Source organism: Arthrobacter sp. 9E16 (assembly GCF_002929435.1).
Lineage (GTDB): Bacteria > Actinomycetota > Actinomycetes > Actinomycetales > Micrococcaceae > Arthrobacter_B > Arthrobacter_B sunyaminii.
In genome coordinates this window covers 25,192-38,572 of sequence record NZ_PJIU01000007.1, presented here as the reverse complement: position 1 = coordinate 38,572, position 13,381 = coordinate 25,192, and the positions used below count along the sequence as shown (strand labels likewise).

Annotated in this window: 12 protein-coding genes; 5 read left to right on the top strand and 7 right to left on the bottom strand. The window is 61.1% G+C overall.

What is annotated here, in order from left to right:
- Both CXR00_RS17825 and CXR00_RS17820 read left to right on the top strand, forming a co-directional pair.
- Window positions 1-692: ABC transporter substrate-binding protein (locus CXR00_RS17825; RefSeq protein ID WP_146068547.1), on the top strand; the 692-nt coding region annotated here is incomplete at its 5' end.
- 180 nt (window positions 693-872) lie between these two features.
- A complete protein-coding gene (locus CXR00_RS17820; RefSeq protein WP_104056385.1) occupies window positions 873-2,330 on the top strand; it encodes a benzaldehyde dehydrogenase in 1,458 nt (485 codons plus the stop codon).
- Window positions 2,331-3,049: 719 nt separating this feature from the next.
- Here the strand turns inward: CXR00_RS17820 and CXR00_RS17815 are convergent.
- From CXR00_RS17815 to CXR00_RS17795, 5 genes are read right to left on the bottom strand one after another with little or no spacing between them, the layout of a single operon-like run.
- Entirely contained in the window at window positions 3,050-3,706 is a 657-nt protein-coding gene (locus CXR00_RS17815; protein ID WP_104056383.1) for a nucleoside/nucleotide kinase family protein, read from the bottom strand.
- Window positions 3,703-4,578, bottom strand: a complete 876-nt coding sequence (locus CXR00_RS17810) for a sugar phosphate isomerase/epimerase (RefSeq protein WP_104056381.1) — start codon at window positions 4,576-4,578, stop codon at window positions 3,703-3,705. The genes CXR00_RS17815 and CXR00_RS17810 overlap by 4 nt, the downstream gene beginning before the upstream one ends.
- A 20-nt stretch (window positions 4,579-4,598) precedes the next feature.
- A complete protein-coding gene (locus tag CXR00_RS17805) occupies window positions 4,599-5,357 on the bottom strand; it encodes an ATP-binding cassette domain-containing protein (RefSeq protein ID WP_104056379.1) in 759 nt (252 codons plus the stop codon).
- Window positions 5,354-6,391, bottom strand: coding sequence for an ABC transporter permease (locus CXR00_RS17800; RefSeq protein ID WP_104056376.1), 1,038 nt, complete (start codon window positions 6,389-6,391; stop codon window positions 5,354-5,356). The genes CXR00_RS17805 and CXR00_RS17800 overlap by 4 nt, the downstream gene beginning before the upstream one ends.
- 32 nt (window positions 6,392-6,423) lie before the next feature.
- Entirely contained in the window at window positions 6,424-7,428 is a 1,005-nt protein-coding gene (locus tag CXR00_RS17795) for a substrate-binding domain-containing protein (protein ID WP_104056374.1), read from the bottom strand.
- 139 nt (window positions 7,429-7,567) lie between these two features.
- On the opposite strand from CXR00_RS17795, the gene CXR00_RS17790 reads away from it, so the two are divergent.
- From CXR00_RS17790 to CXR00_RS17780, 3 genes are all read left to right on the top strand, one after another.
- The gene (locus tag CXR00_RS17790; RefSeq protein WP_258060205.1) at window positions 7,568-8,794 is read left to right on the top strand and encodes an ROK family transcriptional regulator; all 1,227 of its coding nucleotides are present in this window, start codon (window positions 7,568-7,570) and stop codon (window positions 8,792-8,794) included.
- 538 nt (window positions 8,795-9,332) lie between these two features.
- Complete coding sequence (locus CXR00_RS17785; RefSeq protein ID WP_104056370.1) at window positions 9,333-9,566, top strand: hypothetical protein; 234 nt, start codon at window positions 9,333-9,335, stop codon at window positions 9,564-9,566.
- Window positions 9,567-9,784: 218 nt separating this feature from the next.
- On the top strand, window positions 9,785-11,593 hold the full coding sequence (locus CXR00_RS17780) for a MarR family transcriptional regulator (RefSeq protein WP_104056389.1): 1,809 nt from the start codon (window positions 9,785-9,787) through the stop codon (window positions 11,591-11,593).
- Window positions 11,594-11,677: 84 nt separating this feature from the next.
- On the opposite strand, the gene CXR00_RS17775 is transcribed toward CXR00_RS17780, so the two are convergent.
- On the bottom strand, window positions 11,678-12,040 hold the full coding sequence (locus CXR00_RS17775; protein WP_219815638.1) for a hypothetical protein: 363 nt from the start codon (window positions 12,038-12,040) through the stop codon (window positions 11,678-11,680).
- A gap of 125 nt (window positions 12,041-12,165) precedes the next feature.
- On the bottom strand, window positions 12,166-12,825 hold the full coding sequence (locus CXR00_RS17770; RefSeq protein ID WP_104162195.1) for a ParA family protein: 660 nt from the start codon (window positions 12,823-12,825) through the stop codon (window positions 12,166-12,168).
- Between the last annotated feature and the right edge of the window lie 556 nt (window positions 12,826-13,381).

The following is a 13,381-nucleotide window of genomic DNA, read 5'->3' as shown; positions in this document are numbered from 1 at the left end:
CCTATACGGTTCCAGGCTCAGAAACGTTCGAGGAGGTCGTCATCAACTCCGGCGATTTCACTCGAACCCACAATGCCATATATTCCTTCGGGTACAACTCCCAGCTGGTGAAGGACGAAGACGCACCGAAGAGCTGGGCAGAGCTTGTTGAAGGTGATTGGGCAGGCAAGATTGGAATCGTCCAGGGCAATTCCGGCGGCGGTGTAGCTGCACTGAACCGCTTTATGGAGACGGAACTGGGCGCGGACTACTTCAGCAAGTACGCGGCTCTGAAGCCGACAATCTACGAAGGTGTGGGCCCGCAGCAAACTGCGCTGGCCCGCGGCGAGATTTCCATTGGCACAATCGCTCCCGCCACCGTAAATGTAGCTGTATCAACAGAGAACGCTCCGCTGAAAGTCGTTGTCCCGGAAGAGGGACTCATCAGCTTCGATTACTACCTTGGTGCGACCGCTAAGGGGTCCAACCCGGAAGCCGCGGACATCTTCATGAACTACAACATGTCCAAGCGAGGGCAACAGATCTTCGCGGACCTGGGCGACTACGCCGTGAACCCTGAGATTGCACCGCCCACTGCCGTCGGCGTCAAACTGCCCGCGGTTGATTCAGGCAAAGTGTGGCGCATGTCGGTCGAAGACGCCAAGCATGGTGACGCCGATGCCACCAAATGGAAAACGGTCTTCGCTTACTAGTTTTTCGTCGCTGAATGAATTGCTCGGGACGGGAGTCTATGGTCGGCAGAATATGGTCGCGAAGGTGGAGGTTTGTTTTTACCTAGGGTAGCTAACCGGTAGCGACTCGCCAGCATAAGAGCGCATCATGTGCACCGCAGGAAATCTATGTGCAACTTATTCAATCAATGAGGAGATGATATGCCGATCTTGGATCAGGCCATTTGGGCCGGGAAGATTAACGTCAATGGCTGGAAGGCCGGAGGCGGTGGAACTGCTGAAGTTGTGGAGCCGGCTACCGGTCAGTCACTGGGCAAAATTGGTTTGGCATCTGCCGATGATGCGTTCGAGGCTGCGACGAAGGCAGCCGCGGCGCAACGCGAGTGGGCCGCATGGAAACCGGCAGAGCGGGCAGCGGTCCTGCGCCGGGCAGGTGCGCTCTTCGAGGAGCACGCCGAGGAGATAATGGGCTGGCTGACCCGAGAAACCGGGGGTATCGGGCCTAAGGTAGGTCTTGAAGTGGCTATCGCCGCGTCCGAGTGCTACGAATCTTCAGCCCTTCCGAGTCATCCGCATGGCGATGTGCTGACCTCTAATGAGGATCACTGGTCCTTCGCGCGCCGCCGCCCAGCGGGTGTGGTCAGTGTCATATCACCGTTCAACTTCCCACTGATCCTGTCCATGCGTTCGGTTGCACCGGCGCTGGGTCTGGGAAATGCTGTGCTGTTGAAGCCGGACCCCCGCACCACGGTGACCGGCGGTGTCGTCATCATGCGTGTCTTTGAGGAAGCGGGTCTTCCAGCCGGTGTCCTGCAGCTTGTTCCTGGCGGTGTATCAGTCGGTGAGGCGGTGGTGACCGCCCCCGAAGTACGAATTATCTCCTTCACGGGTTCGACACCTGCGGGTCGCAAGGTGGGCGAGGCTGCGGCCAGACACCTCAAACGGGCCCATCTGGAGCTTGGCGGCAACAATGCTCAGATTGTCCTACCGGGGGCTGATGTTGTGCTGGCAGCTTCTGCTGGGGCGTTTGGCTCTTTCCTCCATCAGGGGCAGATTTGCATGTCCACCGGACGACACCTAGTGCATGAGTCGATCCATGACGAGTACGTGGCTGCCCTGGCGGAAAAGGCACGAAACCTTCCCATAGGCGATCCTGCTACTGAGGAAGTTGCGCTGGGTCCGCTGATCGACGAGAAGCAGCTCAAGCACGTCCATTCCATTGTCCAGGAAACCCTGTTGGCTGGCGCCACCCTGGAAGCGGGTGGATCGTTCAGCGACCTGTTCTATAAGCCTACGGTCCTATCTGGCGTGAATGTGAAGATGCCGGCATGGAAGGATGAAATTTTTGGTCCGGTGGCACCGGTCATTTCGTTCGCAACCATCGAGGAGGCCATCAAGATCGTCAACAGCAGCGAGTTCGGCCTCTCCGTGAGTATTCTGGGCGATGTTGGGATGGCCATGACCGTCGGAGACCAAATCACTTCCGGCAAGATCCACATCAACGAGCAGACCGTGGCCGATGAATCCAACGCCCCATTCGGCGGCACGGGTTCCTCAGGCACCGGATCACGTTTCGGCGGAGCGGCCGCGAACATCGAGGCATTCACCGAGACCCAGTGGCTCACCGTAAGGCCGGAGATCGCCCCCTACCCATTCTGACCCCGGTGATCTCCCTAGGCGCCTGGTAAACCCGGCTTGGTAAGTGTTTACCAGGCGTCATCAGTAAGATGTTCATGGTTTCCGACATGGCTATGTGTTTGGATGTACGAATCACCGCGCTTCGGAGGCTGTTTACGAGTGCATCCGACCTGCTACGAGGCTGCTAACGCCGCCTTCGGATCTCTTTTCCCGGGTCGACACGGCGCACGACAGGGCTGACATAGCGGTAACAGTTCTGGAGAAAGTCTGAATGACGGAAGTCCTTGAGATTGGCCACGGGGGGCTCCTTCCGGTGAGTCCCTGCTTCTAATGCAGTGCGTCCGTGAGCCACTGGCCTTCGAAGCGGAGGACAGCGAAGGCCAGTGGCTCCACCATGACACTCAACTACGCACCGTTTTCGTGCACGGGCGGGGGCTGGTTTTTCTTCATCGGGATCACTAGTTACGTTGCACGCTTTGCTTTCCACCACGTAGACGCCTAGCTGAGCGCTTTCCGAGGGACTCCCCCGCCTCTTCACAACTCACCGATAACCTACCTTATGTCGGGCTACAGTTCGGAGAAGGGGTTGGGCCCCCTCCTAGTCCGTGCTCGCTGGTGTACTCTTCGACGCGATATGTTCGAACGCCCTGACGTCGAGTCTCTTGGCCACCCTTGGTCGAGACGATTGAAGGGCGCCCATGTCAGCGTCTCTGACAGGGGCGCCCTTTCGGTTCGTGGGATTAGACAGCGGTGACTTCTTCGAGCGTGATGACGAGGTCCGCTTGGTCCCTGGTGGTGCGGACGAGTTGTCCGTTTGGCTCGTCGACCTGCTCCACCCACCTGGCGGCAGCTGCAGGAGTTTTCCCGAACCGGACGTGGCGGGCGATCAGGCGTTCCACCCGGAGCTCGTCGTCCTGCTGGCAGTACCAGATCTCCGTGCACTGTTCCCGCACCTCACGCCAGCCCGGCTCGTCCAGCAGAAGGTAATTGCCCTCGGTGAGGATCGTGGTAGCTGATGGATAGACCGGGATGGCCCCTGCGATGGGTTGCTCGATGGCCCGTTCAAACCCTGGCGCGTAGACGACGGCGTTACGCGGTTCCCGTAGCCGTCGCAGGAGTGCCGCGTACCCGTGGGCGTCGAAGGTGTCAGGGGCGCCCTTCCGTTCGAGCCGGCCGAGGCGGGTCAGCTCGATGTCGGCAAGGTGGTATCCGTCCATGGGCACATGCGCGTGGCGCTGTCCTTCAGTGCGCCCATCCTCCGCGTTGAGGTCCTTGATGAGTTGCTCGACCAGAGTGGTTTTCCCGACCCCGGGAGCGCCGACCACCCCGATGATGACGGGGCCGGTGTGCTCCTTTTGGAGGCGTGCGATCCGCTGGAGGAGGTCCTCCAAGGTCACCGGTTTACCTGGTTCGCGTGCAGCTGGTTCTCCATGAAGGTCCGTGCGTGGACGGCGAGGTCCTCGCTGTCGGTCCACAGGTTCCGCCAGACGGCGAGGTCGTTGGACAGACCGCGGGCGACGACAGCGGAGGAGAAGCTCTCGAACGTGACGGGGCCGGTGTAGTTGATGCCTGCGAGGGCGTGGAAGAACGAGGTGAAGTCGAGGTGGCCTGAGCCGAGGTAGCCGCGGTGGTTCTCGCCGATGTGGACGTAGCCGAGTCGTTCGCCGACCTCGTAGACCGGGGTGACGAGATCGTTTTCCTCGATGTTCATGTGGTACGTGTCGAGGTGGATCAGAACGTTGTCCGCGCCGATGTCGTCGGCCAGACGCAGTGCATCGTGTGCGGTGTTGATGACGTTCGTCTCGTACCTGTTGCAGATCTCCAGCCCGAGGGTCATGGAGCGTGACTGTGCCTCGGCGGCGAGTTCCTTGAGGACTTTCACTACGTTGTCCCTGCCGGCGGCCGTCATGGGCGCTCCGTACTTGCCGAGGGCGCTGAAGAGGGCGCCGGTGAAGTGGGTGCCGCCGAGTTCGTGGGTGATCTGCAGGGAGTCCTGGAGGAGCTTCGCTCCACGGTCGACTGTCGCGGTGTCGTCACTGGAGACGTCCGCGTCGAAGGCGAGTCCGCGCGAGCAGACGACGCCGAGGTCGTTGTCGGTGAGGAGTTTTTTGGCGTGGTCGACGTCGAGGTTGAGGGAGTCGTGCAGGGAGAATTCGACCAGGTCGTAGCCGGCGGCTGCTGTGCGGGTGATGACGGTCTCGACGGCCTCGCGGGAGGTGTCTCCTGCCCAGACCAGGGCGTGGACTCCGAGTGGATTCGTGGTTGTCATGTGCTGTGTTTTCCTTTGCTCTACTGCTCGCGGGAGCCGGTGATGAGGGCGACGATTTCATCGCCGGTGGTGTCGGTGGTGCGTCGGCCTGCCACGCAGCGCCCGGCTCGCATGACCCAGACTTGGTCGCTGAGGCGCATGACTTGACTGAAGTTGTGGCTGATGAGGAGGACAGAGTGTCCGTCGTCGCGCAGTTTCAGTATCAGTTCCTCGACTTTCGCGGTTTCCTGAACACCGAGGGCGGCTGTGGGCTCATCCATGATGACGAGCTTGGAGCTGAAGCCTGCGGCACGGCAGATGGACACTGCCTGGCGCTGACCGCCGGACAGGCGCCGGACCTTGGACTTCACGGCCGGCACGTTGACGGCGAGGGTGGAGACCATGCGGTCGGCTTCCTCGCGCATGGCTCTGCGGTCGAGGAAGCGGATCGGCCCGATGCCGCGGGTCAGCTCTCGGTTAAGGAACAGGTTCTGCCAGACAGCGAGGTCATCGACCAGTGCCAGGTTCTGGTGCACCGTCTCAATGCCCTTTTCCCGGGCGTCCTCGGGGCTCCGGAAGTGTGTCTCCTCACCATCGAACTCGATGGATCCCAACTGGGCACGGTGTATGCCCGAGATGCACCGGACGAGGGTGGACTTCCCGGCACCGTTGTCTCCGACGATCGCGGTGATCTCGCCAGGGGCGAGGGTCAGGCTGACGTTCTGGAGGGCTTTGACGTTGCCGAAGGACAGGGAAACGTCGCGGACGTCGACGATGGGCTGGGTGATGGTGGTGGTCATTTCTGGAACCTCGAGAGTAGGGCGGCGAGGATGACGACGATGCCGACGGCCAATGGCTGGTAGAACTGCGACACGTTCATCAGGGTGAGCCCGTTGGTGAGCACGGTCAGGAGCAGTGCACCCACGATGGGACCGAAGATGTTCCCCTTTCCACCGGTGAGGCTGACACCTCCGAGGACGACGGCGGCGACCGAATTGAGCAGGAACGTGGTGTTCGCTGCCGGTTCCGAGGCGCCGACTCGTGCAATGAGCATGATCGCCGCAATACCTGCCAGCACACCGGAGATCGTGTAGACCGCGATCTTGATGCGTGCCGTACTGATACCGGTAGCCTGTGCTGCTTCCTTCGACCCACCGGTCGCGAACAGGTGCGTTCCGAAGCGGGTCCTGAAGAGCAGCACATGGGCTAGGACGGCGATCACCGCGGCAACGATGAAGGGGAATCCGAAGATCAGCAACCCGTGGGTGGAGAAGTTGACGAGACCCACACTGAAGACCGAGATTGGCTTCCCGTCCGACAGCACCAGGGCGAGGCCGGATGCCACGGAGAGGGATCCGAGGGTCACGATGAAGTCGGTGATCTTGCCCTTGGCCACGAGAATGCCGTTGAGGACTCCGATCAGCGTGCTGGCAACGACGGCCGAGAGCATGCTGACGAGCAGTCCCGCGCCCTGAGAGAAGGCGATGCCGAAGGCGATGACCCCGAGGGTCATGGTTGATGCAACGGAGAGGTCGATACCGTCACTGAGGATCACGAAGGCCTGACCGACGGTCAGGACCATCAGGATGGACGCTGCGACGAGGATTGATTGGACGTTCCCGAGGGTCAGGAAGACCGGGTTCAGTGCGGTGAACACGATGACGAGTAGCACGAGGCCGATGATGGCTGCGTGGTCCGCCCAGAATCCGATGCGCCCCAGGTTGGTGTACCAGTGGTCGCCCTGCGGCGCGCTCGGAGACGGGATCTGTCGTTTACTGGTTGCCGGCGGTGTCTTCCCTACCGGTGGCGTGGATGTATGCGGAACGGAGGACATGGAGCCTGGCTTCCTTGGTCGGGCCTGAACTGCTACTGGGCGAACGGGTTATCGAAGTCTTCGAACGGTGCAGGTGCGGCAGCAAGGGCATCGGAGACGTTGTCCTTGGTCACCAGAGCCACCGGTGCCTCGACGTTCTCGGGGAGCTCGTCGCCGGCAGCAGCTGCTGCACATGCCTGGGCTCCCATCTCGCCGATCGCGTAGGGGTACTGGGCCACGGTCGCGGTCAGCTCACCGGATTCAACGCCCGCGAGGCCTTCGGGCACACCGTCGACGCTGATGATGGACACCTTGCCCGTGAGGCCCGCATCAGCGACGGCACGGGCAACACCCAATCCCATGACGTCGTTGGACACGAAGAAACCGGCGATGTCCGGGTTGGCGCGCAGCAGGTCCCCCGCCTTGGTAAGGGCAACCTGTCGGTCCCAATCCGCCGAGACGGTTTCCAGAACCTCGCCCTTGCCGCCGAAACCTTCCGTGAAGCCTGTGACGCGGTCACCGCTGGTGACGTCACCGGCAATGCCGCCGATCACCCCCACCTTGGCGCCGTCCTCGATGAGACTCGCCATGTGTTCGCCGGCGAGGTTGCCCGCCGAGACGTTGTCCGTGCCGATGTAGGTATCGGGGGTGGCATTGGCCGAAGCGGCGGCGTCGGGATCGACAGGGCTATCGATGTTCACGACGGTCTTGCCGCTGGACTTTAGCTGCGCCACACCCTGCAGCAGGTTGTTGCCGCTGATTGGGTTGATGATGAAGCAGCTGAAGTCCTGCCCGGCCAAAGATGCGAGCCGGTCCGCCTGGCCGCTCGTGTCGGTGATGTCCTGTGCGGCCTGGACCGTGATGGAATCGTCGGCCGCCTTGATGCCCTCTTCCATCGACTGGAAGAACGGGTTGTCGAGGCCCTTGATGACTGCGGCGGTCTTTGCTTCCCCACCCTCGGACGCATCAGGGGTCGTAGCGGTGGTGCTGCACCCGGCGAAGGAGAGAGCTCCCACGGCGGTGGCGATAACGATCAAGGTGTTCCGTAGCTGTGGCATCGTTGCCCCTTCTGACTTTGAAAACCATATGTACGTCGAAGTAACGTTGGGTGCTAGCATAACTACAGGTTGTGACGCACGCAATACAAGGTCGAATCGGGTTAAGATGACAAGCAGGGTCCGCAACGAAGGGGCGAAAGTGGCCGAGAATTCGTACACACCAGCGGCCACAGGCGGCTCTTTGGGCGGCACCGTGGAGATCCTGCAGCTACTTCGCTCGGGACTCGTGCTCACAAAATCAGAAGTCGCTGCGCGCACAGGACTCTCCCGTTCCACCATCAACCAGCGCATCGACGCCCTCCTCGATACCCGACTCGTGGTCCCGTCAGGAGCGGAATCCACCAAGGGCCGCCCAGCGGAGTCCTTCGCCTTCAATCGCACGGGTGGTCATCTGCTGGTCGCCGACATTGGCGCAACGGGGCTGCGGGCCGGACTGTGCGACCTGTCGGGGACCATCCTTGCTGAAGTGGAACTGACCATCTCCGTCACCGAGGGCCCCGACATCGTCTTAGGTCTGGTCGGGGACGAGTTCGCCAGGCTGCTGGCCGAGGCCGGTGCCTTCCCCGACTCCGTAGTGGGCATCGGCGTCAGTGTGCCAGGGCCGGTCGACACGGCCTCCGGGCAGGTCGTGCATCCGCCGATCATGACCGGCTGGGACCAGTACGACATTCCCGGTTGGTTCACCCGCAGCTACAACTGTCCCGTCGTCGTCGACAAGGACGCCAACGCGATGGCATTTGGGGAACAGCAGGTCTCACACCCTGACGTCCGCCACCTCCTCATGGTGAAGGTGGGCACGGGGGTCGGATCCGGCCTGATTTCGGATGGTCGGCTACACCACGGCGCCGACGGCGCCGCCGGAGACATTGGCCACAACTATGTGTCGAAACCTGCCTACGTTCAGAACGAGCCGGAATGCCGGTGCGGCAACATCGGCTGCCTGGAGGCATATGCGGGTGGCTGGGCGATCCTGCGCGACCTCCAGAGCCTCGGCGTCGAAGCCGACTCGGTTGACGAAGCCGTCCGGCTGCTGCGCAGCGGCAACCGAGACGCCGTGAGGTTGGCCCGCAATGCCAGCCAGCTCCTAGGCGAGGCGATCGCCGTCACCGTTAACCTCTTCAATCCCCAAGTGGTCGTCATTGGTGGGCAGCTTGCGGCAGCGGACGACTACCTCTTCGCCGGCATCAAGAGCGCCGTCTACCACCGGTCACTCCCACTTGCCACCCGCAGGATCCAGATCGTCGGCGCCACGCAGGGCAAGCAAGCCGGCATCATCGGACTGGCGCTGCTCGTCGCACAATCCGTCTTCTCCGATCTTCCCCTGCCCACACTGCGCTCGGCGACTCCTCAGAAGATGGCGGTATAGCAAGCATGTCGATCCACTGCTAGATGGTGGACTGCTGGGCAGCGACGCCTCGGAACAACAAAGGTAGAAAAGCGACGCCGACGTGAAGCTAACGCGAGGACAAACCGCTCCGGATAGGGGCAGGAGCCGATCAACTTTATGTGCCTCTGACAAACCGAACCTGTCGCTCCATACCCAAGACCGCCCAAATAGTTCGAAACCCAGTAAATGAGACACCAGAACAGGTCACGCATTCACGGGGATCCGCGCCTCCCCCTGGATTGCTCAGGCTGATGTCCCCCCAAGTACACGCGGCGTTTGTGGATTTCACGACCTAATCCTCAGAGAGGCACGAGGTTCAGAAAACCAGTCAGCACTGCTCGCGACACGATGGAGTTTCTGTTTTCCCTTAATCCTGGAGGTGGCTGGGGCCCGGTGATAGTTTTAGATATCGGAAACAGTTTTTAGATCATCCTGGGCCACCCGGCCAGCCGATGTTGTTCAGACTGAGATTGACCGAAAGCCCTCCCCCAAGGGCCGGATATGTAAGGACAAGATCATGACCGCTGAAGCACCGAAGCGTGTTGGGCGCCGCTCCAAGGGAGACCGTAAGCTCATTGGCTTCCGCCTAGCGACCGACAAAGCGGAAGTTGTCAGTGAAATCGCTGCCGCCGAAGGCTACAGGTACGTCAGTGATTGGGTGGCCAGTGTTGTAGCCGAGCGTATCGAGAATACCGATCTGGACGGGATCCATCAGCAGCAGGAGGAACTTCCCATCAGCCGTATCGCTTAAATACAGAAGGCCCGCAGGATAGCGGGCCCTCGAAGTATGTGACTTTCGCCTGACAAGCTTGCCGGCGACGCAGGTCGAAAGTCGATTTTTCTGTAACCGTCATTCCTGGTAAGGGAGAGCCGGTCCTTTTTCATTCCGTAAAGGGGAATAAGAACATCGTACATCAGCCTGCCTCCGAACTGCCAGACTCACAGAGTCGCAGCGTGTCGAGTGTGTCCATGCTGCGCGATGAACCCTCGCAGCTCTGGTCATCTCTGGCTCCCCTGCTGGCCGGACAGCCCCGCGTACGCCTGTCCAAGGACGGTGGCCGTTCCTATCCGCAGCGTTTCGAGCGTGACCTGACGCCGGGGCTGCCTTCCTATCCGGCTGCCGTGCGGATCTTCGGCAGGGACGGGACCTGCGCTGCCATCTTCCTGGACTTTGACTCCTCCAACGCCGGAGTGGACTGGGTCGAAGCTGACGTCCGGGCCGCCCAATCGTTGCTGCACAGTGTCGGCGCCCGCTGGATTGAGGACTATTCCCCCAACGGCGGCCGCCACCTCTACATCCCTCTGGCCCAGCGCGTGAGCTTTTCCGAAGCCCGTGATCTCGTTGAAGCTCTCGGGACCCGGTTCAGAACCCTGGATAAGACCCCGCACCAGAACCTGCTGCACGGCTGCATGCGCACCCCCGGCAGCCCCCACAAACGAGGCGGACACCAATTGCTGGCCATGAGCCTGTCCATGGCCTACGACGTTGCCCGCCGACGGAACAGCGCAGACGTATGGAGAGCACTTACAGCCGAGCTGGCCCGGGACATCACTGCTGCCCGCGCCTACCGGCTGGAGCAGGCAGCCCCCGCAAACTTGGAAGCACCCGCTGCGACCGGCGTCGAACAGAACCTGCGGATGTCCCGTGCCATGCAGCGCATCGCCGTCACCGGCTTATACGAGGTGAACCGGTACCAATCCGACTCCGAGGCACGCCAGGGTGTCATCGCCGGCGCAGCCGCCGCAGGACTGGCACTTACCGATGTCCAACGCCGGATGAAACAGGGACTTTGGCCCGGACTAGCCTCTTTCTACGCCCGCTATCCGGCCCGCCACCGAGCCGCGGCACTGCAGCGAGACTGGCGCAAAGCCCTTAGCTTCGTGCAAAGAAAGCAGGATCACCCATACGGAAAGAACAGTGTCCGTATATCCCCCACAAGCGAGCCCCCCACACAGGCGGGGGGCTTACATGGTCGTAACTCGGCTACCCTCACTGATGACAACGAGCATCGCTTTATACGTTCTTGGCGGAATGCCCTGCGCCTGATCGAATTCCGGTACCAGAACCGGGCGGGCATGGCTCGGAGAATGGTGTTGCGGGCCATGGGAGAAGCTGCTCACAAGAGTGCCAGCCGATACATTGAGTTCGGTGACCGGGCCCTGGCCGTGGCCACCGGTATGGACCACACTACTGTCGGTTTCCACCTGCGTGCCCTGAGGGCCGAGAAGGATCCGCTGGTGGTCCTTCTCGAAGCCGGCCGCGGCACCAAGGGCGATCTCTACATGCTGACCATTCCAGAAGCCACACTGAAGGCCGCGCAGGAGCTGCCATGGAAGAAGGGGAAAGTGCACGCCCTGCGCCCGGTCTTTCGGGAATTGGGACTGCCGGCCGCCTTCGTATACGAGGCACTGGAGAACTCCCCAGCCCCCCTCTCGACCATGGATGTCGTCCGGACCACCGGAGTGTCCAGAGCTGCAGTCACCGAGGCACTGGAAACACTCGCAGCCTGGAACCTGATATCCCGGGGCACTGGCTGGTCCGTTGTGGCCGGCACCTCTCTGAACACCCTGGCTGAATACTTCGGGGTCCTCGAGGCCGTCGCAGCCCAGATCCACACCTACCGGATCCAGCGTGTCCAGTGGCGGGAATGGCTCTCCCGTCACGCCAATGTCGTTCCACTCCTGCCAGCGCCCGAAGACGACTATCCGTGGGAGAACTTCGAGGGTCCCCCCGATGAGTTGTCCCTGGCTGATTTGGCTTTCCCCGCTACAGGCTAGACCTCCCAGAGTCTGTTAGTCCGTGAGTCAGGGATTTGTTGAGGCGTTACGGCAGCGGGGAATGGCGTTCTACGCAGCGCGTCCTTAGTACCGCGGCGGCAGGTTCAAGGAGTCACGCAGTTCGCTCTCCGTGGTGCCCGACAGGTCGGCCTTGCGCTCCAGCAGCAGGTCAATGGCCACCCGGACCAAGGTGTTATCCGTGATCCGCTCCCCCATGCCCAGCTTGTTGTTGTTAATCGTCATAGTCAGGATCTTCAGGTCCATCGCCTGGTCCTGAAAAACCCGCAGCTCCTTGCGCACAAGCTGTGTGTAGTGGGGGCGTACCGGGGCTGCAGGGACGTCCCCCTCCCCCGTGGCCGCAGATGCTTGCTGCACCTCAGCCTGCGCGGGAGCCGGAGCCGGTTTGGCCGCGGCCTGGATCCTGAGCTGCTGGCCATCTTGTTCCACCGGTGGCTGGGCCGCGGCTGGCGGTGAGATCTGAAATTTCGACTGTGCTGGGATCGGTGTCGTCGCCGGTGCGGTGGCAAGGGGCGGCAACATGTCCTTGAAGCTTCTCTTGACGGCCATGGCCCCTATCCCCTGTTCCCGTTCACCCAAATGCTCAGTAGCTCTCGGGCGACGTCCTTGTAGTCCCCGGCTGCCTTTTCTGCATTCCGGCTTGTCTCATAAGTAGTGACGACGTTGCCCGTCATGGGAGCGCGTTCATGAATCTTGTACGAGCGGACGAAGGACTTGCAGACCTTCAACCCGTACTCCCGCAGGGTCTCCTGCGCCTCAGTCGCGTCGCTGATGGAACGTGAATCCACCTGTGTGACCAAAACCCGATAGTCCAAGCCACTGGGCTGAACTATGGAGGTAAAAGTGTTGATCAGCGGAAGCATGGCCAGTGCAGTGGGCTCGCTGGGCAGCAGGACAAAGTCCGAGTTGTCCACCACGGCTTTAAGGACCTCTGCGTTGTCCAGATTTCCAGGGGTATCAACGTAGATCGTGTCGTAGTCGAGATCGCGCATCTGCTTAAGCAGAGTGGGATCAGTTTCACTGACGACGTCGAAGGGCAGCTGCTTACTCTTCGGAAGCTGGTCTGCCGTTTCAGCCCAGGTAGTCACGGACTTTTGTGGGTCCACATCAACGACCAGAACTTTGGAATGCTCCGCCGCAACGGCGCCCAGATTCATCACCGTGGTGGACTTACCCGCACCACCTTTTTGGTTGATGACGGCGACGACCCTCATTGATGCTTCCTTCTGTCATTGCTGGGCACCGACAACGAAGGATAGGTCCACGCTCAAACTGAGCGGGGTTCACAAAAGATGGGAACTGCTAATCCAGTGGTCGCCGGCATGCGATTGAACCAAGCTATCAGCCGTTTACTGATTTTGATGGGATTTCAGTCCGTGACACGCAGAGTCTGTAAGTTGGTCCCAGGAAAGCCAGAGTCACGAATACTCGGAGTCACGGACTCTGTGAGTTATAAATCGTCGTTTGGTAGTACCCCACTCCCCCGGTGTTGTGTAGATGCACCTAGATTCACGCCGAGCGTCGTCGTGAGTGTATTGCGGACCGTTAGATGCGCTGGGCCGGAAATGAACGGTCCTGAGGAGTACCCGACGCCAGTTCGGTTGGTAAGTAGAGCCTCGGGGACTCGGGGACTCGGTGAGTCGGGGACTCGGTGAGTCTGTGATCAGTGGAGATAGTGCCGAATCACGGGGGACTCCGGCACCCAGACTCTGTACGTTTGGGTCTGGGTGAGCGAGGGAACGCCGCCGGCTATTGGGAAACTCAGTCACT